Genomic DNA, 22,615 nt, shown 5'->3' on the forward strand with positions numbered 1-22,615 from the left:
TATATTGTGTGTGAAGATGTTGTCAGTGTGAAAGGCAACTCAAGTTCGGTGGTGACTGAGTTTGAGTTGTTTTTATTTCCTACAATGCCACGCAGTGTAAACCAAGAATCTTTATATTGTGTGTGAAGATGTTGTCAGTGTGAAAGGCAACTCAAGTTCGGTGGTGACTGAGTTTGAGTTGTTTTTATTCCCTACAATTGCCATGCAGTGTAAACCAAAAATCTTTATATTGTGTGTGAAGATGTTGTCAGTGTGAAAGGCAACTCAAATTCGGTGGTGACTGCATTTGAGTTGTTTTTATTTCCTTACAATGCCACGCAGTGTAAACAAAAAATCTTTATATTGTGTGTGAAGATGTTGTCAGTGTGAAAGGCAGCTCAAATCCGGTGGTGACTGTATTTGAGTTGTTTTTATTCCTTACAATGCCACGCAGTGTAAACCAAAAATCTTTATATTGTGTGTGAAGATGTTGTCAGTGTGAAAGGCGGCTCAAGTTCGGTGGTGACTGAATTTGGGCTGTTTTTATTTGTGCCACACAATTATTACTCCCTCCTAAAAAGCTATAATTCTATTAAATATTTCTATTTAAATCTTTTTTATTTGATCTAATCGATTGTTTTTTATCTTGTTATTTTTTATTAACAAAATAGCTTCTAAAGCTTAACTCAAATTAATTGATTTTTAGTTGAACAGAAAATTCTCTTTGTTATACTCACGTTCGAACTTTCAGTAAGTTTTGAAAGTTTGATTGATACGGATCAATTTTCACAAGGTGAATTTGTGCTAACCGGATTTGATCGTATTTAGCACCTGGTTTTAGGGCTTACAGCGGCAATGTTTTTTTAATTTTTCCATTGCAAACTGTATTACTCTAATTTTGTTATAGTCATTTTAGTAGGTTAATGTCTTTGAACATACTTTCTTTACGTCATACCAATACTGATTTCGCCCCAAGCGAACCAGTTACGTGTGAACGCTTGAATAAAGCGGGTAAGGGCGTGTGTGTAGCTATAACTTTATTAGTGTTTAATACTGTAATGTTGCTAAGCGGTGCATTAGAGGATGCCTTCAAGCTTGAAGCATTATTGAGTGATGGGTTTATTGTAGAGCCCCTGTTACTTACTATTGCTGGATTTTTAGCTCATCCAATCATATCAAGTCAGTTACTTATTGGCCTTTGTTGGTTATTGTTCCATATTTGTCCAGCGCGTCGTGCTGGCATAATCCTCCGTAAAGCAGCCTTTGCTTTTAGCGAGGCTAAAGTTCTTCAGCCTGTGATCTCTTCACATGGTTGTCGTGCTCCACCTAGCTTTACAGGTTGCCTGTAACGCTGCATCTTGTTGCTGGTTTTAATTATTTGTTCTTGCTGTAAATAATTAAGGTTAGCTAAAACAAAGTAGCTCTGTGTTTTTTAAACACATTTCAGCCAACCACCACTCACCCAAGTTAACTTTTATTACGTTATATAAATGCGTTTAGAAAGCTGGGTTTGTTGCTAGGTCATTAATGGCATGAGCTTTAGGTTTTGAATAGCCCCCTTATTTTTATAATTTAATTCTAGTTAACTTGGGTTTTTATTGAAAAATCGTTGCTTTGGTTTTTATTTTAAGCAGCAAACTGAAACTCTAGGTTTGTAGGATACTCCCTTGTTAATTCGTAACCTTTGTAATATTGCTTTAGCTAGTACAGTGCTGGCGTTGTCAGGCTGTAAAGGCGGGATACTCGATCCAAAAGGGCAAATAGGCATTGATGAGAAAAATTTAATCATCATCGCAACCGTGCTTATGTTGCTTGTAGTCGTTCCCGTTATTGTGATGACTTTGTATTTCGCTTGGAAATATAGAGACACGCAAACTCATGAAATTTATGCTCCAAAATGGGCTCATTCAAATAAAATTGAAGCCGCAGTTTGGGCAGTCCCTGTTGTTATTGTAATCATTTTAGGTGTTATTACTTGGGTGTCTACTCAAGAGCTTGACCCATACAAACCAATTGAAGGTAAAGGTAAACATCTTACTGTTGAAGTGGTTTCATTAAACTGGAAGTGGCTATTTATATATCCTGAGCAAGGTATTGCTACGGTGAACGAACTAGTTTTTCCGGCAAATGTACCTGTTGAATATAAAATCACTTCAGAGAGCACAATGAATTCATTTTTTATTCCGCAATTGGGTAGTCAAATATACTCAATGGCTGGGATGGAAACCAAGCTTCACTTAATTGCAAATGAGCCCGGCACGTTTAAAGGTTTTTCGGCAAATTACAGTGGCGCTGGTTTTACTGGTATGAAATTTAATGCCATTGCTACCCCTACTCAAGCAGATTTTGATAAGTGGGTTAGTAACATTAAAACAAATGCTAATAACCTAACTCATGCAAATTATGTTGAGCTTGCAAAAGCGAGCGAAAATAACCCTGTTGCTTATTACGGCAAAGTTGATGACGGCTTATTTCATACCATCGTTATGAAATACATGCAGGCACATGGCGACATGAATAAAAAACATCATGCAATGGGCGAACATGGGCAAATGAGTAAAAAACATCATGAAATGGATGAGCATTCAATGCCTTCATCTCACAGCCAAGGCGAGGAATAATAATGTCGTTATTAGGTAATCTTTCTCTCGACGCAATTCCGTTTCATGAGCCAATTCTTGTGTTCACGATGTCGGTTATTGCGATAGCTGGGCTTATTATTGCTGGGCTTATTACAAAGTATAAAAAGTGGGGCGTGCTTTGGCGCGACTGGATCACGTCTGTTGATCACAAACGCTTAGGCGTAATGTATATTCTTTTAGCACTAATAATGCTGTTTCGTGGCTTTTCTGATGCAATAATGATGCGTGCGCAGTTGGCACTTGCTACCAGTGGTGCGCCAGGTTACTTACCACCTGAGCACTACGACCAAATATTTACTGCCCACGGCGTAATTATGATCATATTTATGGCAATGCCATTTATGATTGGCTTAATGAACATTGTATTACCACTTCAAATTGGTGCTCGCGATGTTGCATTCCCATTTTTAAATAACTTAAGCTTTTGGTTTACAGCCAGCGGTGCCATTTTAATTAATATGTCGCTAGTGTTTGGTGAGTTTGCTAAAACAGGTTGGGTGGCCTATCCGCCGCTTTCGGAGTTGACCTTTAGCCCTGGGGTGGGGGTAGATTATTATATTTGGGCCTTGCAAATATCCGGGCTCGGTACACTTCTAACAGCAGTAAACTTTTTAGCGACCGTGTTTAAAATGCGTGCACCAGGTATGACCCTAATGAAAATGCCTATTTTTACATGGGCATGTACATGGGCAAACATCTTAATTGCAGCATCATTCCCAATCTTAACTGCAGTACTTGCAATGCTAACGCTTGACCGTTATCTCGACTTTCACTTCTTTACCAATGCAGCGGGCGGTAACGCCATGATGTACATCAACCTGTTTTGGGCATGGGGTCACCCTGAGGTATACATATTAGTATTACCAGCGTTTGGTATTTTCTCTGAAATTATTTCGACCTTTGCAGGTAAGCGTTTATTTGGTTACAAATCGATGGTTTACGCCAGCGGTGCAATCTCAATTTTAGGCTTTATTGTTTGGCTACATCACTTCTTTACTATGGGGTCGAGTGCTAACGTTAACGCTTTCTTTGGGGTAATGACCATGGTTATTGCCGTACCAACTGGGGTTAAGTTGTTTAACTGGCTATTTACCATTTACCGAGGTCGTTTACGTATTAGTGTACCCGTACTTTGGACTCTTGGTTTTATGGTTACCTTTACCGTAGGCGGTATGACTGGTGTATTACTTGCTATTCCAGGTGCCGATTACGTACTGCATAACAGCTTATTTTTAATTGCACATTTCCATAACACAATTATTGGTGGTGCTGTATTTGGTTATCTTGCCGGTTTTGTATTTTGGTTCCCTAAAGCAATGGGCTTTAAACTTAACGAAAAATGGGGCAAAGCATCATTTTGGTGTTGGATTATTGGTTTCTTCGTAGCATTTATGCCGCTGTACGTACTTGGTTTCTTAGGTATGACACGTCGCTTAAACCACACTAATAATCCAGATTGGAACATATGGTTATACATTGCTGCAGGCGGCGCAGTAATTATTATGTTCGGTATTATTAGCCAAGTTATTCAACTATATGTGAGCTTTAGAGACCGCGAAGCGCTTGACGATACAACAGGTGATCCGTGGAACGGCCACACACTTGAGTGGGCTACAAGTTCTCCGCCACAAATTTATAACTTTGCAACTATTCCACACATTGATGACATTGATGCATGGACCGAAGCGAAAGAAAAAGGCCAAGCTTATCAAACAAAAGCAAGCTACAGCCCAATTCATATGCCTAAGAATACCTCCGCAGGTGTATTTATGGCAGCCAGCCTAACCGCTTTTTGTTTTGCAATGATTTGGCACATTTGGTGGTTAGCTGTTGTAGGGCTAGTGGGCGGAATTGCCATATTTATCAAGCGTTGTTACACCAGCGATGTTGACTACTACATACAACCTGATGAAATTGCACGCATTGAAGCTGCATATAATTCAAGTGGGAATAAGGAGCTAAAAGCGTGAGTACACTTTCAGCAAATTTAGAATCAGCAAGTTTAGACTCTGTATCACACGATGACCATGCCCACGCGCATGATCATCACGACACATCTGGCGATACGATATTTGGCTTTTGGTTATATCTAATGACCGATTGCCTATTGTTTGCCTCGTTTTTTGCCACTTACGCTGTTTTATTTATGAACACAGCAGGTGGTGTATCGGGTAAAGATATTTTTGAACTCGACTTTGTAGCAGTAGAAACTGCTGCACTACTTATTAGTAGTATTACCTTTGGCTTTGCCATGATTGCCGCTCAAGGGCAAAAAAAGGCACTAACACTGACTTGGTTATTTGTTACGTTTTGTTTAGGTGCTGTGTTTATTGGTATGGAAGTATACGAATTTCATCATCTAATTGTGCACGGTAATGGCCCACAACAAAGTGCCTTTTTAACATCGTTTTTCTCATTAGTTGGCCTACATGGTTTACATGTAACAGCCGGTCTAATTTGGATGACCATAATGATGATTGAAGTTGCTAAACGTGGTCTAGGTAAAGCAACCGTAACGCGTTTAAGCTGCTTAAGCCTATTTTGGCACTTCTTAGACATTGTCTGGATTTGTGTATTTACCGTTGTTTATTTGATGGGAGCAATGTAATGAGCCACAGCGAAACGCATGCGTTAAAGCAAACGCAAAGTGATCATCATGATGAATCTCATGGCAGTGTTAAAACTTACTTAATTGGCTTTGTGCTATCGGTAATTTTAACTGCTATACCGTTTTACATGGTAATGGAAGGTGACTTCTCAAAAGTAACAACGCTTTGGAGCATTGTTACTTTAGCAATCGTACAAATTTGGGTGCATTTAAAATACTTTTTACACCTTAATTTTACGACCGAAAATGGCCGTGCAAGTACTTTCTCATTCCTATTCAGTGCCCTGATCATCGTAATGGTGGTTGGGTTATCTGTTTGGATCATTTATGAATCTAACGCAATGATGATGTACTAGGAGTTGAAGATGTTTCGTCGTTATTTATCAGTGACTAAGCCGGGTATTATCATGGGCAATTTAATCAGCGTAGCGGGCGGGTTTTTACTTGCCTCGCGCGGTGATATAGATCCATGGTTAATGATTGCCACATTAATTGGCTTGTCGCTAGTGGTTGCATCGGGTTGTGCTATCAATAATGTAATTGATAGAGACATAGATGTAGCCATGGCTCGTACTCGTACGCGAGTAACAGTAACAGGCGAAATGTCGGCCTTTGCTGCACTTAGCCACGGTATTTTATTGGGCGTTATTGGCTTTGGTTTACTTATCGCCTATACCACTCAAGCCGCGGTATTTTTTGCAGCCTTTGGCTACGTAATTTATGTAGGGGTTTATAGCCTCTACATGAAACGTAACTCAGTATATGGCACTTTTGTAGGCAGCCTTTCTGGCGCTGTACCGCCAGTAGTAGGTTACTGCGCCGTAACAGGGCAGTTCGATATGGGCGCATTAATACTGCTAGTTATGTTTAGCTTGTGGCAAATGCCGCACTCTTACGCTATCGCTATTTTTCGCTTTAAAGATTACCAAGCTGCAGGTATTCCTGTATTACCAGTAGCTCAAGGTATTGATAAAGCAAAGCGCCATATCGTACTTTACATCGCTGTATACGCATTAGTGGTGATGTTATTGCCAATTACTGGCTACACAGGTGCTGCTTTTATGGCTGTTGCTTGTATTACCAGCTTTTGGTGGTTGTTAATGGCGCTGCGCGGTTATCGTCGTAATATTGATATGAGCAGTTGGGCACGTAAAGTGTTCGCATTTTCAATTATTAATATTACAGCGTTAAGTATTGCTATGGCTGTTGATTATCACAGCGTTGCTCCACAGCTATTAACGCTTACCTAATTTAAAAATTTTTAACTATTCCAAAGTTAATCCAAAGGCTCGAAAGAGCCTTTTTTTATGCCTAAATATTAAAGTAATTGAACATTTTTATTCTCGCTCTTTTACTTTTTTAAATCATCAGCATTGTAATAAAGTGGTTTAAGCGTACCGCAATTAATAAATTTATAGGTAAGCTCATTTTCAGGTGGTACACGTTTAGATGTCCGAAATTTTTGCATACAGGCGTTAACTAAATCGACAAAAATAAGATGGTTATAGCTCGGCGCTTTTTGAATTTTATGAATATAAATACGCTCAGTACCGTTTAGTGTGATCATGTCGTAGTCTTGCCATTGTGATGATTCACTCAACTCTTTAAGCTCTCTAGCATACAATTGCTTATCCAAGACCAGTTCTTTTTTTGAATAAATTAAACTGCCACCTTGTTGATAATCACCCTCGTAAATATCGGCAGTAATTGTAATTTCCTCACCACGCATTAAATGCTGAATATTAAACGCTTGTGGCTTTACGGTGATTAGTTCTGCATTTCTAACAAAGCCCAAAAATGCAACATCGGGGTTCCCTATTTTATAAACTACTTGCACATTATTGGGTGAATTATAAGCAGGTAAATTCATTGCTATAATAGACGAACCTTGATTAACCAACACCATAGGGTGCTCAGCATTGTAAGCGGGGTCTACCGGTGGAAGTTCTGCTTTTTCTTCTTCAGCTGCGGCAAAGCCACTTAAAGTGATTAGTAATAAAGTAAGTAGTAGGCGCATTATAATCTCAATTAATTTATGAGCTTAAATTGTAGTATAAAAATATATATTACATTGTGCTAATTACACTTAATATTCAAATGTTAGGCATATTGTAAAAGGCTCAAATGAGCCTTTTACAATTGAGGGTAAGCACAATTAAATAAGCGTTACTTAATTGCTTTTTTTACTTCTCGCCAATCTATTATTTTAAAGTTTTGTGGTTGCTGCGGTAGTCGGTTATATCCATCTTGTACAACTAAAATACCTTCAGGATAACCCGGTAGCGCTTTCGATGTTACGGTTAACCCATCAGTTTCTGATGCGCCATCAAGACCGTTAGCCAAGTCACTTACTATATTAAACTTACCTGCAAACTCTAAACTGGGTGTTTTAACATCCTGATTATTATTACTTATTTTATACAGCACGTAGCTATCATCGCCTTGGCTAGAAACAACTAAGTAACGTGCGTTTGTGCCGTGGTAAATTTCCATACCCTCAACATCATCAACAAGTTGCTCATTTATGCCTTGTAGCATAACCGGTGTATTATCAGCTGTAGGCTCAGCGCCTATATACCAAATACCGGCGTCTTCCTCACCTGCAAAAAGTTCACCACGCGCATCATCTGCACTACAGCCTTCTGGTTGGCTAGGTAGATTAAATTCTCGAACTAATTTACCTGTTACTTTATCGCCACTTTCGTCGAGTTTATATTGCTGATAAAGACCTGACTTATCATTAACAAATACATAATTCCCTGTTGCTGATGAATACATACACATGCCATATATTTCGCTGAGATTGGTTGCAATATCATTAAGGTGTTTTACCTCGTTATTATCAACTGTTAAAACACTTATGCTGTTATTTGTCCGATTACTCGCGGTTATTAAAGTATTCGTACTATTTTTAATACTAGGGTGTTGGCGAACATCTACATTATTTAAGCGACCAATCTCAATTGATTGTTCAAGCCAGCCTTGTAAGTTGTAAACCATTAAGCCTCGACGTTTATCTGTGCCTAAAATTAAGCTTTTTGCAGGGTTACTTGAGTTTACCCAAATAGCGGGATCATCTGCGGCATCACCAAATGCTTGTACAGGCGTTGTTTGTGCACTGGCATGTATATGTGTCAATTTTTTAACAGTGTTTTTACCCGCATTTTTAACTGGTGTTGCTGGTATTGTACTTTGTGTATATGCGCCTGTTTCATCGTTATATAACACCGCAATAGCCTTATTGTTTGCGGTGTATTTAACCGCAACAGACTCTAAAGCTAAATTGCCATTTAGTTGCCAATTATTAATGCTTTTAGTAACAGGGTTATAGGCATACATTGTATTATCATGTGTACTTGTAAACCACAGCGTGCCGTCGGTTGATGTAAAAAGAGCGCCTATTTCGCTATTTAGTGAGCCAAAAGGAGCAACGAGTGCTATTGGTTTTTTATCAGCTTGCGACTCTGCATTGGCATTTATAGACCAAATTCCCACTTCACCTTCACTTACAAAAAGTGTGTTGCTTTGCTCGCTCACAGCGCATCCTGCAGCTTCGCTTACTCCTGCAAATTCACGCATGCTTACATTTGTTGTTTCATTATTACTTGTGTCGTAAATAACAGTTTCGGTAATCAAACCTCGTACATCAGGCACAAATGCCGACACAGTATTATTGTCTTTATTATTAAATAAACACACTGTATCGGGCTGAGCTTGTGGTGGACTAATACGAGTTAACTCTTTTATATTCCAGCTGTTATTGGCTTGCTGTAATTTAAAAATAACGACATTATCTTGGTCATTATCAATGGTCGCTAATAAATAAGTGGAGTTATTAAGTGCACTTATAGAAAGCGCCTCAAAACTACCTTTAGCAATGTTTTTACTCTGCTGGTTTTGGCTGTTTACCATTACTAAGCCTTGGCTTTCGCTTGCTAGTAGCCAGTTGTTGTCATTAATCCATACGGCTTGCGAGCCTTGCATATTCTCGCTTGGGCCAAAAGCATTGCTCTCGATAGACTCAAATGCTTTTTTAGTTGATATGTTATAGCTACAAGCACTTAAGGTGCTTATTAGCAGGCTTGTAAGCACTAAACCTTTTGCTTTATTTAATTTAAAATTCATTATAATTCCTTTGCTGATCAGAGCGTTTTGAGTAACGTATAGAAAGTCACTTCATTGTTACCACGCAAACACCATGATTTAAAATGCGTAACGCAGCATTAATTGGTAAACCGGACCCGCTTCTTCAGATTCAATTTCGTACTCATCAAAGCTACGGTCGAACTGATCTGATACGGTATCAAACTTATTAAAGGTTTCGTCTTTACTTGCATCAAGCAGGTTGGAGCCCACTAAACGCAGCGTTACGTTTTCCCAGCGTTTTTCTATAAACACTTCAAAATCGGCACTGTAAGATGTTGTTACTTCTTCACCTACAATACGCCCATAAGTATCACCTTGCTTACGGTAAGTTGCCCCAAATGCAGCTTTGAGATCGGGTAAGTCTTGAATAAACCCAACGTTATAAACGTAGTCTGATTGATCGTTAAATTTTCGAGACCCAAAAAAGTCGGTTACTTCACTATCAAGCCATGAGTAATTTAAAAATACTCCAGTATTAGGCATGCTAAATGCGCCAAGCGGAGTAGATAAATCAAGCTCAACTCCTTTTACGTTACCGTCGCCTGTGTTGCGAGGCTGCAATACAAATGTACCTTCACCTTCAGAGCCTTCTTGTCCTGTATTTGCTATTTCTATTAGGTCGTTTACTTTGCGGTAAAATAAATTAATGCCTACAACGCCACTTTTACCTAAGCGGTATTCGTAGCCTAAATCCATACCCCAAGCTGATTCTGGTTTTAATTCTGGGTTACCTAGTTGGTCGTTATCGCCAAGTTCTTTTTCGATAAGTGCTGGTGTTAGAAAATCAAACTCGGGGCGTCGTAAACTACGCGCAACAGAGGCGCTAACGCGTCCATTTTCACTCACGTTATAACGAAAATGTGCTGAAGGTAGAACAAAATCGTAATTGTTATCTTCGGTTACACCAATTGTTTTATCATTAATTTTTGAATCAGTAGACTCCCAGCGAACGCCCAATTCCCAGGCAAATAAATCATCTTGGTGTTTAATAAGGGCAAACACATCAAAGCGATCTTCCTCTAGCGTGTTTACGCCACCAACAACCGGTTCAAATTCACTGGTAAATACAGCCAAAGATAAAGGTGTTCCCGCATATTGATCCCAGCTTGTAAGTGCTAATTCAAGCTCGTCTTCGGCTTCAAAAATATTGCTATCGCGCTTTTTATTTTGTAAAAATGCACCAAACTGAATTTCTTTGCTGTCACCCCAAGGTTGGCTATGTTGCCACTGCAGGGTCCATTCTTTATCGTCTATGTCACTTTGAGCTTGTTCTTCTTCAAATATCATTGGCAGCTCTGACGTATCAAGCTCTACTTCTTGCTCGTATACCGACTCGTCAAATTTGGCGATACCAAACTTTAATTTACTTGTGCCGTTTAGCAGTGGAAATTCATAGGCGGTATTGATGTTGTAATTAGTTTGGTCAATATACTTAACATTGGCATTATCGGTTTCTAGGTTTCCGCCATTTACAATATCATTGCTGGTTGCAGTGGTATCGTCGTATTCAAACGAACGTTCATCTTCAGTGCGCTCTGTATCAACCCACATAGCGCTAATATTAAACTGACTATCGTTATCAAAAACAATTTCGTAACTGGCGTTTAGTGATGTGTCGTCGCCATCGCGAGTGTCAGATTGGTCTTCGCGGTTATCAAACTCTTCGGTTTGAAAATTTACATTGTTTTCTGGGCTATCGCCGTAGCGCAGGCTCGTTTTTTGTTTTGGGTTATATCTGCCTTGTAAATTTGCACCAAGTAATAAACGACCCCCCGCAAATTCAGTACCGTACACTGCAGCCAAGCTTTCTTTAAACTCGCCATCATCATAAAGTAAGCCACCAGCGCGTAAGTAACCACCATCTAAGCTGTAACCATCGCGCAGTACAATATTTAAAGTGCCCGCTATCGCGTCGGCTGAGCGATTGGCACTTGATGAGCGAATAATTTCAACGCGTTCAATTAATTCAGCCGGAATTCGGTCAACAAAAAATGAACGGTCGGCACCTGCGCCAGGTACTTCTTCACCGTTTATAAGTACCTTTGTATAAGCAGGGCTCAAGCCCCGCATACGTGCACCGTCAGATTCAAGTACATCCGATAAAAATGTAACACTAGGTACACGTTTTAATGCATCGCCCGCAGTTAATGGCTCAAAACGCTGAAAGTACTCTTGTGAGTATTCTAAGGTTGGCGCGAGTTCGTCAGAGCGATTTCTATAACCAATTTCACCATATACAACAATTTTATCAGAAACTTCTATATCTTTTTTCGTGGTTTCTTTTGCATCATCTTCTGCATAAGCCGTTAAGTTACATAAAGCTAATGCGGCTACCAGTGCTTTTATTTTAAAGTGTTTCATTGTATTTGCTCTTGGTTATTACAGGGTTGTTTCTTGGTATGGCGAGCAAGCTAAAGATAATTGATTACGTAAATGTGACAGGGTTTATTTTAAATACATGTATTTAGAGGTACTTGAGCAATATGCAGAGCGTATTGAGCTTTTATCACTCCCTGTAAAGGCTGGTGTTATCTACTGTGCAGGGCTGTTTTTAAGGTATGTATCATCTAGTTGTCACATAGCTGAGCTAATATGACCCTGCTAACACAAGCTTGTATGAACTAACTTTAAAGCTCATTTATAAACGAGATACTGCACATGCGATTTAACCCTTTTATCAGCCACCGATTACTAATAAACGCTATTATTGCGATGTTTTTTAGCGCTGTATTTTTAAGTAGTTATTTAGGAGTATTAAAAACTTACGCCAGTATTCAGTGGCTCGATATTATGGGAGAGGGCGGTATTGTATTAATGACACTTGTATGGATTATCGCGTTATTAATTTCAAGACCACCGAGTAAAGTAACCACTTACTTAGTGATAGGAGTAGGGCTGTTTATGTTCTCGGCAACGCTCGATTTACTTGATGAATGGCTAATGCACCCTGCGCACCAATGGCTGAGTTGGATTGAATCTCTGCCCGCTCCGTTAGGCATGTTATTAACAAGTATAGGTTTGTATTATTGGCATCAAGAGCAGTACGTATTAAATCGTCAGCTACGCCGCCGTGAAGCGCATTTACGTGAGCACGATAAGGTGTGTTCAATAACGGGTCTTTATAAGGCGCAGTATCTAGATTCAGCAATTAATGAGCAATCAATTAACACACAGCCGTTTTGGTTAGGAGCTATTGATATACGCGACTTTTCTCATTTTAATAGTGAGTTTGGCTTTAGTGAAGGCGACCGGTTACTACGTGAAATTAGCGAGTTATTATTAATGAACTGCCGACTAAGTGATGTAGTGTGCCGCTACGCAGGAGACTGCTTTATGGTATTAATGCCAGCCACTACAGAGCAGCAAGCTAAAGAGCTGATGGCGCAAATTAAAGGGGCGCTAAAACACTGTGCATTTAAAGTTGAAGCATCTAAAAAAGCAAAATTTCAATATGTCACTACCGCCTTAATACAAGGTAATAAGCATAGCAGTACAAGTAAACTAACAAGCCAACTGCATAGTCAATTACAACAAAAAAAGCATCAACAAAAAGTAGTGCACCGTGCATACGTTTGTTAGCCAAGACGATAAATATTTAAGCGCTCAAGGGCTTATTACGTCAGCTGTAGAGCTTGCTCAAAGCCGAGATATAAATTTACATAAACTGCTACGCGGTACCGGTATTTTTGAACAAGACTTACTTAATTTTCAACATGCATTTAGTGTGTCTCAGCAGGTGCGTTTATTAGCTCAATTTAAGTTATTGATGAAAAGTACTGACAGTGGTTTTTTACTCGGTAGTCAACTTATTAACGACACTCGAGCTGAAGCTCAGGCATTAATATATAGCGATAATTTAGCTCAAGTATTAAAGCAATTATCACTTTTAAGAATGCAATTAGCGCCTTTATTATTTAGCCAAACGTATATTAAAAACGATAACGTTTATATTTATATTCAGCCAGCACATGGGCTTGATGAAAGCCTTTACCGCTATGTGCTAGAGATATATAGCACTGCATTTTATAGTTTACTTAAACGAGTGAGCGAAAGTTACCCGTATTGTCAGTTCGACTTTGCTTTTAAACGCCCTAGGCATATTCAAGAATACGAACAAAATTTAGGGCTAAAGGTAAGTTTTGATAAGCCATGTACTCGCTGGGTATTAAATAAAGCCATGTTAAGAGCTAAAAACCCGCATGCGAGTCAATTACGATTCATGCAAGCGCAGTCGCAGCTAGATAATAAAAACGTAGTTAGCATGACTTTTATTGAAGCCGCTTGTAGATACTTATACTCTCACCCAAGTGCTAATTTAGAGTGTACAGCAAAGCACTTTGATATGAGTTCAGCTACATTTAAGCGCAGGCTCAAACTCAATGGGGTACGCTTTTCAGCGTTAATAGATGAGCAAAATAAGCACAAAGCTATTTACCTACTTACTCTGTGCGCTAAACATAACGAACAAGTCGCTGAGCATTTAGCTTTTTACGATATACCTAACTTTCGGCGAGCCTTTAAGCGCTGGACAGGTCTAACACCTAATCAATTAAAAACGCAATAAGTCACTCAGTTGCCATATCGATGGAGTGCAACAAAGTTCGTGCCTTTAAATGTAGGTTTGGATCTTCTGGGTTTGACGTATTAGTCAGCCAAATTACATTGCCTTCTTTATTTACAAATAATGTAGTAGGTGTGCCTCGTATACCTAATTGCTGTGCTATTGTATCGGCTTTTACGGCTGTTTTAAAAGTATAACCTCTGCTTGAAAGTGCTTTAGCAGGAGCAGCATCGTCATCTTCTTTAAAGCTCACGGCAATAACTTTTAAGCCCATATCATCAATTTTTTGAAGTGCTGGCTGTAGCTTTTTACAGTACGGACACCACGTTGCCCAAAAGTGTAAAACGTAAGGTTGACCTAATAAATCTTGAGTATTGAGAGCAGAACCATCAGCCATTTGTAAATTTAATGTAGGTAGCTTAGGGTATGTTTCTTGCGTGCTTTCTTCTTGAGAATAGCTTGTAAAGCTTATAAAAATTAGTGCGATGGCAATAAATAGTTGTTTCATAATATGTTCGTTCTTATTTTACATATTAAATAAGAACGAGAATTTAACATTTTTATTTCAAACTAAAAGCCAGCAGCTTGCTCAACAACAATAGCATGGCGTTTAGCGAGGCGAAGGTGGTCTTTATCGTAGCCACCACCTATTACTGTGGCAACGGGCGTGTTGTGCTCAAGGCAGCGTTTAAGCACTAAGTGGTCGCGTTTGATTATTCCATCCCAACTGATATCTAATTTACCCAAGCCATCACCTTGCCAAATATCAACGCCTGCATCGTAAAGTACCAAGCTTGGGTTTAGCTCTTTTAGTAAATAACTCAAGGTTTCGTCAACTATGGCAAGGTATTCGTCGTCTTTCATGTTGTCGGCTAAACCAATATCTAAATCGCTAGCGGACTTTCTAAAGGGGAAGTTTTTTTCACAATGGATAGAACAAGTATAAGCGTATGCTTGATGCTCTAACATTGCGGCTGTGCCATCACCTTGGTGCACGTCTAAATCAAAAATAAGTACGTTAGTTACTTCACCCGATTCAATTAAAGTTTGCGTAGTAAAGGCTAAATCGTTAACCATGCAGTAGCCTGAGCCAAAATCGGTATGCGCATGGTGTGTACCACCAGCTAAGTGGCACGCTATACCATGTTTAAGTGCTAAACGAGCTGTTTGCAGCGTACCTTGAGGTGCTGTAAAGGTACGTGCCATAAGCTCTTTTGACCAAGGTAGGCCAATGCGGCGCATTGCTTTTTCATCTAGGCGGTTATTCCACAAGTCATGTATATAGTTTTCGCAGTGTATTAGCTCAAGCGGCTCTGGCGTACCGAGAATTGGTTCTACCAGGTTACTGCCGATTAAACCAAGCTCTGCAACATGCTGATATAAATGTGCAAACTTACTCATTGCAAAACGATGCTTTGGATCAAAATTAAACGAGTAGTTAGGGTGATATACCAAAGGTAAATGTGGATTTAAAGTCATGTTTGCACAAGTTAAAAAGTTTGCACTATGGTAATCAACTAATCCAAATGAGTCTATTCTTGTGTGTCGTGAATCAACATGGCGAGTTCGCGATGTAATAGTTCGTCATCAGCTAAGTTTAGCTCTATTAAACGCTTTAAATAAGTAATGCTGTCTATATCAATATAATGGCATTTTAAACCAATATGATCGGCTTCAATGTGGCAAATTACCACTTCCATTTTAATTTCTATATCGCTTTGAGGAAGCGAAAAACGCAAAGCAGCTTGGCTATTTTGGTTGCCAATAAAAGCATCACAATTTGTAATCAATGCGCCATGTAACGATACATCAAGTAATTTACATGGATACTTGTGGTCATCAAAACATAACAAAGCGGTAGTCGAAAATAACACACGAGAAAACTGACGACGATTTTGCATAACCCAATTTAGCCTTACTGTTTTTATAATAAATTAAGCATAGCGGGTAATTCTCTACATGCTAGCAATATATGCTCCTGTAATGCTGGTGGCATAAAAAAGCCCCGCATAAATGCAGGGCTTAAGAATTTATCTAAAATCAGCTATTAACCGATTTTTTTGTACTTAATACGTTTAGGTTCAGTTGCTGCTGCACCTAGTGTCTTTTTAAGCCACTCTTCGTATTCAGTATAGTTACCATCAAAGAAGTTAATTTGACCTTCGTCGCGGTAATCTAAAATGTGCGTAGCAATACGGTCAAGGAACCAACGGTCATGTGAGATACACATTACACAACCAGGGAACTCTAAAATAGCATTCTCAAGTGCACGTAGTGTTTCAACGTCCAAGTCATTAGTTGGCTCATCGAGTAGTAACACATTGCCGCCAGCTTTTAATAACTTAGCAAGGTGTAAACGGTTACGTTCACCACCTGATAGGTCTTTAACAAACTTTTGCTGATCGTTACCTTTAAAGTTAAAGCGACTTACATACGCACGGCTTGGGAACTCAAAGTTACCAATTTTTAGTACATCTTGGCCGTCTGATATTTCTTGGAAAACAGTTTTGCTTTCGTCCATACCATCGCGGAACTGATCAACTGTCGCAAGGTGTACAGTTTCGCCAACGGTGATGCTACCGCTGTCTTGCTCTTGCTCACCGCTTATCATTTTAAATAACGTTGATTTACCCGCGCCATTCGCACCGATAATGCCCACAATGGCACCTTTTGGCATGCTAAAGCTTAAATCGTCAATTAAAACGCGATCGCCAAAACTCTTACGAAGATTAGTTACTTCAAGTACTTGGTCGCCTAAGCGCGGGCCAGGTGGAATAAACATCTCGTTAGTTTCGTTACGTTTTTGGTAATCAGACTGCTGCATCTCAGTAAACTGAGCCATACGTGCTTTTGACTTAGCTTGACGACCTTTAGGGTTTGAACGAACCCATTCAAGTTCTTGCGCAATTGATTTTTGACGTGCTTTTTCAGATTTTTGTTCTTGCTGTAAGCGCGCATCTTTTTGTTCAAGCCAAGAAGAGTAGTTACCTTCCCATGGAATACCTTCACCACGGTCAAGCTCCAATATCCAACCAGCTACATTATCAAGGAAGTAACGGTCATGCGTTACCGCCACAACAGTCCCTTCGTAATCGTGTAAGAAGCGCTCTAACCATGCAACCGACTCAGCATCTAAGTGGTTAGTTGGTTCATCGAGAATAAGCATGTCTGGTTTTTCAAGCAATAATCGACATATAGCAACACGACGACGCTCACCACCTGAAAGGTGCTCAATTTTAGCATCCCATTCTGGCAGGCGAAGTGCATCAGCAGCACGTTCTAAAACGTTATCAATGTTATGACCATCGTGCGCTTGAATAACAGCTTCAAGCTCGCCTTGCTCTTTTGCAAGTGCGTCAAAGTCAGCGTCTTCCATGGCGTATTCGTTATACACTTCGTCAAGACGTTTAAGTGCGTGTTTAACTTCGCCAACAGCTTCTTCAACAATTTCACGAACTGTTTTACTTTCGTCTAAAACAGGCTCTTGCGGTAAATAACCAATTTTTGTACCAGGCTGAGGATGTGCATCACCTTCAAAATCTTGGTCAACACCGGCCATAATACGTAGTAACGTAGATTTACCAGAACCGTTTAAGCCAAGCACACCAATTTTAGCGCCAGGAAAAAAGTGTAACGAAATATCTTTTAAGATAGTGCGCTTAGGTGGCACAACCTTAGATACTCGACTCATCGAGAATATAAATTTATCAGGTAAAACCATGGAGGAAAGCCTTCAAATAGTAATAAAAATTTCAATGTTGTATTGTAGTGGCTGACGGGTGAAACAGTCAACGAATGGCGGGTTTTAAAGCACCAAAGCATGCTTGTAAGTAAAGTATAAAATCATGAATAAATTTCATTTGGACATCTATACATCTAGAGGTTGATATTTTTTACTTTCAGTTCATAATTGACCTTCGGTTTTTATGAGCAGGAGTAAAGTATGCCAATTACAGTAAAAGACGAGTTGCCGGCCATTGCACGTTTACGTCAAGAAAACGTATTTGTAATGCCAAAAACACGTGCAAAAACGCAAGAAATACGCCCAATGCGTTTGGCTATTTTAAACTTAATGCCTAATAAAGTAGAAACCGAAGTTCAGTTTATTCGCTTGCTTGCCAACTCGCCTTTGCAAGTGAACGTAGAGCTACTGCGCCTCGACACTCACCGCAGTAGTAGCAACTCAGAAGAGCACCTTGATACCTTTTATCGTTATTTTTCAGAAGTAAAAGACAACAATTACGATGCGCTAATAGTAACTGGTGCGCCACTCGCCCATTTAGAATACGACGATGTAGCGTATTGGGATGAGCTAAAGGTCATTATTGATTGGGCCGAGCAGCACGTTACCTCTACGTTATTTTCGTGTTGGGCAGCACATGCAGCGCTATATCATCGCTACAATTTAAAGCGCGATTTAAAAGACGACAAACTGTGTGGCGTATTTACCCACCAATGTTATTTTGATCACGGTGCACTGACTCGCGGATTCGACGACACCTTTTTAGTACCGCACTCACGTTATGGCCACATTGATATAAATAAAATAAACGCCTGCGATGAGCTAGTAGTACTGGCAGGTTCTGAGCGAGTGGGGGCTTACTTACTTAAAAATAAATCGGGTAGCCAAGTGTTTATAACCGGTCACCCTGAGTACGACGCCGACTCGCTAAAAGCAGAATACGAGCGCGATTGTAAAAAAAGTCCTAATGCACCAAAACCCGAAAATTACTTCCCAGATGATGATGCAACCAAACAACCTTCAAAAACGTGGCAAAGCCATGCTTTTTTACTTTTTTCGAACTGGTTAAATTACTACGTGTACCAAACCACACCGTATGATATTAATTTAGTTAGCCAAGATGTGAGGACTAACAACTATGCCGAATAACGCGCCTACAAATAATAAACACGCCGAAATAAGTGCAGCATTAAAAGAACGCATTTTAATTTTAGATGGTGCTATGGGCACCATGATCCAAGATCATAAGCTAGAAGAAGAAGACTATCGCGGCGAGCGTTTTAAAGACTGGCATGTATTAATTAAAGGCAATAACGATTTATTAAGCCTAACCAAGCCCGACTTAATCACTGATATTCATAGTGGTTTTTTATCAGCGGGCGCCGATATTATCGAAACCAACACGTTTAACTCGACCACTATTTCGATGGAAGATTACGATATGGCGAGCCTAAGCCGCGAAATAAACGTAGAGTCAGCTAAATTAGCACGCGCAATTTGCGATGAATTTACGGCTAAAACGCCAGAAAAACCGCGCTATGTAGCCGGTGTTTTAGGGCCGACATCTAAAACGTGCTCAATTTCGCCAGACGTAAACGATCCGGGTTATCGAAATGTCACCTTTGATAAGTTGGTTACTGCGTATGTGGAGTCTACCCTTGCATTAATGGAAGGCGGCGCCGATTTAATATTAATCGAAACTATATTCGACACCCTTAATGCAAAAGCCGCCTCGTTTGGCGTAGAAGAAGCTTTTGAGCAAGCAGGGCGCACATTGCCAGTTATGATTTCGGGGACTATTACCGACGCCTCAGGCCGTACGCTTTCAGGGCAAACAACCGAAGCATTTTATAATTCTATTCGCCATATTAAGCCTATATCAATCGGCTTAAACTGTGCGCTTGGCCCTGATTTACTGCGTCAATACGTAGAAGAGCTATCACGCGTGTGCGAAACATTTACATCGGTTCACCCTAATGCGGGCTTGCCTAATGAGTTTGGTGAATATGACTTAGAAGCACCTGAAATGGCAACCGAGATTATTGACTGGGGTAAATCGGGCTTTATTAATATAGTAGGCGGGTGCTGCGGTACAACACCTGCACATATTCGCGCGTTTGCAAAAGGGCTTGAAGGCGTTAAGCCTCGCCAATTGCCAGAGCTTGAAGTACGCATGCGTTTATCGGGCCTTGAAGCCTGTAACTTAAATTAAGGAGCCAGCATGACACAGCAAATAGCAGTATTTACCAATGTTGGTGAGCGTACCAATGTAACTGGTTCGGCTATGTTTAAACGCCTAATCATGGAAGAAGATTTTGAAGCAGCGTTAACAGTTGCACGTGAACAAGTAGAAAACGGCGCACAGGTTATTGATATAAACATGGATGAAGCCATGTTGGATTCAAAAGCCGCCATGGTTAAGTTTTTAAACTTAATAGCCTCAGAGCCTGATATTTCACGCGTACCAATTATGGTCGACTCCTCAAAGTGGGAAGTAATAGAAGCCGGCTTAAAGTGTATTCAAGGCAAGGCAATTGTTAACTCAATATCGTTAAAAGAGGGCGAAGAGCCGTTTATTCGCCAAGCTAAAATAATAAAACGCTTTGGTGCAGCCGCTGTTGTAATGGCGTTTGATACCGACGGGCAAGCCGACACGGCAGACCGTAAGTTCGCAATATGTGCGCGCAGTTATAAAATATTGGTAGAAGACATTGGCTTTGCGCCAGAAGATATTATTTTCGACCCTAATATATTTGCCGTAGCCACCGGTATTGAAGAGCACGACAACTACGCCGTAGAATTTATTGAAGGTACACGCCGCATTAAGCAAAATTTGCCGCACTGTAAAGTGTCGGGCGGTGTATCAAATGTATCGTTTTCGTTTAGGGGTAATAACCCCGTACGTGAAGCTATTCACTCGGTGTTTTTATATCATGCGATTCAAGCTGGCATGGACATGGGTATTGTAAATGCGGGGCAACTCGCCGTTTACGATGATATACCAGCAGAGCTTCGTAAAGCCGTTACCGACGTAATACTTAACACCGACCCAGGCGCAGGTGAGCGCTTAGTTGAGCTTGCACCTAAGTATTCGGGCATGGCACAAGCCGAGCGAGTAGAAGATTTAGAGTGGCGCACATGGCCCGTGGCAAAACGCCTTGAGCACGCGCTTGTTAAAGGTATTACTACCTTTATTGATGAAGATACCGAAGAATGCCGTGCTGCTGCCGATAAACCTATTCACGTAATTGAAGGGCCGTTAATGGACGGCATGAACGTAGTAGGCGACTTATTTGGCGCAGGTAAAATGTTTTTACCACAAGTGGTTAAATCGGCGCGCGTAATGAAGCGAGCTGTAGCCTACCTAGACCCATACATTGAGCTTGAAAAAGAAGAAGGCTCAACTAACGGTAAAATAGTGATGGCGACCGTAAAAGGCGACGTACACGACATAGGTAAAAATATTGTGGGCGTGGTACTGCAATGTAATAACTATGAAGTAATCGATTTAGGCGTAATGGTACCGGCTGATAAAATACTACAAACCGCCATCGACGAAAAAGCCGATATTATTGGGTTATCGGGCTTAATTACCCCATCGCTTGACGAAATGGTACACGTAGCAAAAGAAATGAAACGCCGTGGTTTTGAACTGCCGCTACTAATTGGTGGTGCAACTACCTCTAAAGCGCATACCGCAGTAAAAATTGAGCCGCAATATGACAAAGGCGTTGTGTATGTAAATAATGCCAGTCGTGCGGTTGGTGTGGTTTCAAACTTATTATCAAAAGATATTAAACCTGACTTTTTAGCTAAAACTAAAGCTGAATATGTAAAAGTGCGCGAGCAGCAAGCGCGTAAAAAACCACGCTCTAAGCCGGTTACCATTGGGCGTGCCCGCGATAACGCTGCACAGCTTGATTGGGATAACTACACGCCACCGGTGCCTAAAAAGCTCGGCGTGACTGAATTTAAAAACGTATCAATCGCGACTTTACGTAAATACATAGACTGGACGCCATACTTTATGACGTGGTCAATCGCCGGTAAATACCCGCGCATAATGGACGACGAAGTAGTAGGCGAGCAAGCACAAAGCTTATTTAAAGATGCTAACGACATGTTAGACGACCTTGAAAAAGCATGCAGTTTGCAACCACTTGGCGTAATTGGTTTATTCCCAGCAAACCGCGTTGGGGACGACATAGAAATATACACCGACGAAACACGCAAAGAAGTATTAACTACTTCGTGCCATTTACGTCAGCAAACCGAAAAAACCGACTTTGCTAATTACTGCCTAGCCGACTACATAGCACCCAAAGGCACGCCTGACTATTTTGGCGCGTTTGCAGTAACGGGCGGTTTAGAAGAAGACGACTTAGCAAATGCGTTTGACGCACAGCAAGACGATTACAACAAAATAATGATTAAAGCGGTTGCCGACAGGCTCGCCGAAGCGTTTGCAGAATACTTACACGAAAAAGTACGTAAAGAGTATTGGGGTTTTGCACCAGACGAAAATCTAGCAAACGATGAGCTAATACGCGAAAACTACCAAGGTATTCGCCCAGCGCCAGGTTACCCTGCGTGCCCTGAGCACACTGAGAAAAAGAAAATTTGGCAATTATTAGACACCGAAAAGCGCATTGGCATGCAGCTAACTAGCTCGTACGCCATGTGGCCAGGTGCTGCTGTTTCAGGTTGGTATTTCTCACACCCAGAGGCTAAGTACTACGCAGTAGCCGCAGTGCAAAAGGATCAGGTAGAAGACTATGCTAAACGAACCAATATGACGCTTGAAGAAGCTGAACGTTGGCTATCGCCTAACTTGGGGTATGATCCGGAGTAGAGCGAAGCTTTAAGAGGTAAACTATCAGCCGTCAGTTTAATGATTTGCTCCTCTTAATTAAAGTCGGGGTTTTAATTTTGCGTAC

Annotated in this window: 18 protein-coding genes; 11 read left to right on the plus strand and 7 right to left on the minus strand. The window is 40.5% G+C overall.

Annotation, left to right across the window (positions count from 1 at the left end):
- Positions 1 to 908 precede the first annotated feature (908 nt).
- The 6 genes from WNY98_RS11070 to cyoE all read left to right on the plus strand — a co-directional run bounded on the left by WNY98_RS11070 (position 909) and on the right by cyoE (position 6,479).
- Positions 909 to 1,328, plus strand: coding sequence for a hypothetical protein (locus WNY98_RS11070; protein ID WP_342877976.1), 420 nt, complete (start codon positions 909 to 911; stop codon positions 1,326 to 1,328).
- A gap of 318 nt (positions 1,329 to 1,646) precedes the next feature.
- Complete coding sequence (gene cyoA / locus WNY98_RS11075) at positions 1,647 to 2,600, plus strand: ubiquinol oxidase subunit II (protein WP_076925151.1); 954 nt, start codon at positions 1,647 to 1,649, stop codon at positions 2,598 to 2,600.
- A gap of 2 nt (positions 2,601 to 2,602) precedes the next feature.
- Positions 2,603 to 4,591, plus strand: coding sequence for a cytochrome o ubiquinol oxidase subunit I (gene cyoB / locus WNY98_RS11080; protein WP_076925150.1), 1,989 nt, complete (start codon positions 2,603 to 2,605; stop codon positions 4,589 to 4,591).
- Positions 4,588 to 5,229 carry a cytochrome o ubiquinol oxidase subunit III gene (gene cyoC / locus WNY98_RS11085; RefSeq protein ID WP_076925149.1) on the plus strand — a complete coding sequence of 214 codons (642 nt, stop codon included), beginning with the start codon at positions 4,588 to 4,590 and terminating at the stop codon, positions 5,227 to 5,229. The genes cyoB and cyoC overlap by 4 nt, the downstream gene beginning before the upstream one ends.
- Positions 5,229 to 5,585, plus strand: coding sequence for a cytochrome o ubiquinol oxidase subunit IV (gene cyoD / locus WNY98_RS11090; protein ID WP_076925148.1), 357 nt, complete (start codon positions 5,229 to 5,231; stop codon positions 5,583 to 5,585). The genes cyoC and cyoD overlap by 1 nt, the downstream gene beginning before the upstream one ends.
- A gap of 9 nt (positions 5,586 to 5,594) precedes the next feature.
- Positions 5,595 to 6,479, plus strand: a complete 885-nt coding sequence (cyoE, locus tag WNY98_RS11095) for a heme o synthase (RefSeq protein ID WP_010555184.1) — start codon at positions 5,595 to 5,597, stop codon at positions 6,477 to 6,479.
- Between the two features lie 101 nt (positions 6,480 to 6,580).
- Here the strand turns inward: cyoE and WNY98_RS11100 are convergent, their stop codons facing one another.
- From WNY98_RS11100 to WNY98_RS11110, 3 genes are all read right to left on the minus strand, one after another.
- The gene (locus WNY98_RS11100; protein ID WP_342877916.1) at positions 6,581 to 7,246 is read right to left on the minus strand and encodes a hypothetical protein; all 666 of its coding nucleotides are present in this window, start codon (positions 7,244 to 7,246) and stop codon (positions 6,581 to 6,583) included.
- 149 nt (positions 7,247 to 7,395) lie between these two features.
- A complete protein-coding gene (locus WNY98_RS11105) occupies positions 7,396 to 9,354 on the minus strand; it encodes a phytase (RefSeq protein WP_342877917.1) in 1,959 nt (652 codons plus the stop codon).
- A 78-nt stretch (positions 9,355 to 9,432) separates the two neighbouring features.
- Complete coding sequence (locus tag WNY98_RS11110; RefSeq protein ID WP_342877918.1) at positions 9,433 to 11,736, minus strand: TonB-dependent receptor; 2,304 nt, start codon at positions 11,734 to 11,736, stop codon at positions 9,433 to 9,435.
- Positions 11,737 to 12,033: 297 nt separating this feature from the next.
- On the opposite strand from WNY98_RS11110, the gene WNY98_RS11115 reads away from it, so the two are divergent.
- Both WNY98_RS11115 and WNY98_RS11120 read left to right on the plus strand, forming a co-directional pair.
- Complete coding sequence (locus tag WNY98_RS11115; protein ID WP_076925143.1) at positions 12,034 to 12,954, plus strand: GGDEF domain-containing protein; 921 nt, start codon at positions 12,034 to 12,036, stop codon at positions 12,952 to 12,954.
- Positions 12,938 to 13,939 carry a helix-turn-helix domain-containing protein gene (locus tag WNY98_RS11120; RefSeq protein WP_342877919.1) on the plus strand — a complete coding sequence of 334 codons (1,002 nt, stop codon included), beginning with the start codon at positions 12,938 to 12,940 and terminating at the stop codon, positions 13,937 to 13,939. The genes WNY98_RS11115 and WNY98_RS11120 overlap by 17 nt, the downstream gene beginning before the upstream one ends.
- 1 nt (position 13,940) lies before the next feature.
- Here the strand turns inward: WNY98_RS11120 and WNY98_RS11125 are convergent, their stop codons facing one another.
- The 4 genes from WNY98_RS11125 to ettA all read right to left on the minus strand — a co-directional run bounded on the left by WNY98_RS11125 (position 13,941) and on the right by ettA (position 17,657).
- A complete protein-coding gene (locus WNY98_RS11125) occupies positions 13,941 to 14,444 on the minus strand; it encodes a TlpA disulfide reductase family protein (protein WP_342877920.1) in 504 nt (167 codons plus the stop codon).
- Positions 14,445 to 14,506: 62 nt separating this feature from the next.
- Positions 14,507 to 15,415: a histone deacetylase gene (locus WNY98_RS11130; RefSeq protein WP_024598273.1), complete on the minus strand. Its 909-nt coding sequence runs from the start codon at positions 15,413 to 15,415 to the stop codon at positions 14,507 to 14,509.
- Between the two features lie 53 nt (positions 15,416 to 15,468).
- Positions 15,469 to 15,837 carry a PilZ domain-containing protein gene (locus WNY98_RS11135; protein WP_342877921.1) on the minus strand — a complete coding sequence of 123 codons (369 nt, stop codon included), beginning with the start codon at positions 15,835 to 15,837 and terminating at the stop codon, positions 15,469 to 15,471.
- 146 nt (positions 15,838 to 15,983) lie between these two features.
- The gene (gene ettA / locus WNY98_RS11140) at positions 15,984 to 17,657 is read right to left on the minus strand and encodes an energy-dependent translational throttle protein EttA (protein ID WP_024598271.1); all 1,674 of its coding nucleotides are present in this window, start codon (positions 17,655 to 17,657) and stop codon (positions 15,984 to 15,986) included.
- A gap of 222 nt (positions 17,658 to 17,879) precedes the next feature.
- Between ettA and metA the strand changes: the two genes are divergently transcribed.
- Genes metA through metH form a run of 3 tightly spaced genes read left to right on the plus strand, consistent with a single transcriptional unit; the run spans position 17,880 to position 22,530 of the window.
- Positions 17,880 to 18,827, plus strand: a complete 948-nt coding sequence (gene metA / locus WNY98_RS11145) for a homoserine O-succinyltransferase (protein WP_007376156.1) — start codon at positions 17,880 to 17,882, stop codon at positions 18,825 to 18,827.
- On the plus strand, positions 18,817 to 19,890 hold the full coding sequence (locus WNY98_RS11150; protein ID WP_076925138.1) for a homocysteine S-methyltransferase family protein: 1,074 nt from the start codon (positions 18,817 to 18,819) through the stop codon (positions 19,888 to 19,890). The genes metA and WNY98_RS11150 overlap by 11 nt, the downstream gene beginning before the upstream one ends.
- 9 nt (positions 19,891 to 19,899) lie before the next feature.
- Positions 19,900 to 22,530 (plus strand): methionine synthase, encoded by a 2,631-nt coding sequence (gene metH / locus WNY98_RS11155; RefSeq protein ID WP_342877922.1) that lies wholly within the window; start codon positions 19,900 to 19,902, stop codon positions 22,528 to 22,530.
- Positions 22,531 to 22,615: the final 85 nt, after the last annotated feature.

Origin of the sequence: Pseudoalteromonas sp. AS71 (assembly GCF_038900275.1) — a bacterium.
Taxonomy (GTDB): domain Bacteria; phylum Pseudomonadota; class Gammaproteobacteria; order Enterobacterales; family Alteromonadaceae; genus Pseudoalteromonas.

Excerpts from the sequence above, each read along its gene's own strand:
- WNY98_RS11150 (WP_076925138.1), top strand. The coding sequence starts at position 18,817 with ATGCCGAATAACGCGCCTACAAATAATAAACACGCCGAAATAAGTGCA.
- cyoB (WP_076925150.1), top strand. The coding sequence starts at position 2,603 with ATGTCGTTATTAGGTAATCTTTCTCTCGACGCAATTCCGTTTCATGAG.
- metA (WP_007376156.1), top strand. The coding sequence starts at position 17,880 with ATGCCAATTACAGTAAAAGACGAGTTGCCGGCCATTGCACGTTTACGT.
- WNY98_RS11125 (WP_342877920.1), bottom strand. The coding sequence starts at position 14,444 with ATGAAACAACTATTTATTGCCATCGCACTAATTTTTATAAGCTTTACA.
- WNY98_RS11115 (WP_076925143.1), top strand. The coding sequence starts at position 12,034 with ATGCGATTTAACCCTTTTATCAGCCACCGATTACTAATAAACGCTATT.
- cyoE (WP_010555184.1), top strand. The coding sequence starts at position 5,595 with ATGTTTCGTCGTTATTTATCAGTGACTAAGCCGGGTATTATCATGGGC.
- cyoD (WP_076925148.1), top strand. The coding sequence starts at position 5,229 with ATGAGCCACAGCGAAACGCATGCGTTAAAGCAAACGCAAAGTGATCAT.
- WNY98_RS11110 (WP_342877918.1), bottom strand. The coding sequence starts at position 11,736 with ATGAAACACTTTAAAATAAAAGCACTGGTAGCCGCATTAGCTTTATGT.
- WNY98_RS11100 (WP_342877916.1), bottom strand. The coding sequence starts at position 7,246 with ATGCGCCTACTACTTACTTTATTACTAATCACTTTAAGTGGCTTTGCC.
- WNY98_RS11135 (WP_342877921.1), bottom strand. The coding sequence starts at position 15,837 with ATGCAAAATCGTCGTCAGTTTTCTCGTGTGTTATTTTCGACTACCGCT.
- metH (WP_342877922.1), top strand. The coding sequence starts at position 19,900 with ATGACACAGCAAATAGCAGTATTTACCAATGTTGGTGAGCGTACCAAT.
- ettA (WP_024598271.1), bottom strand. The coding sequence starts at position 17,657 with ATGGTTTTACCTGATAAATTTATATTCTCGATGAGTCGAGTATCTAAG.
- WNY98_RS11130 (WP_024598273.1), bottom strand. The coding sequence starts at position 15,415 with ATGACTTTAAATCCACATTTACCTTTGGTATATCACCCTAACTACTCG.
- WNY98_RS11105 (WP_342877917.1), bottom strand. The coding sequence starts at position 9,354 with ATGAATTTTAAATTAAATAAAGCAAAAGGTTTAGTGCTTACAAGCCTG.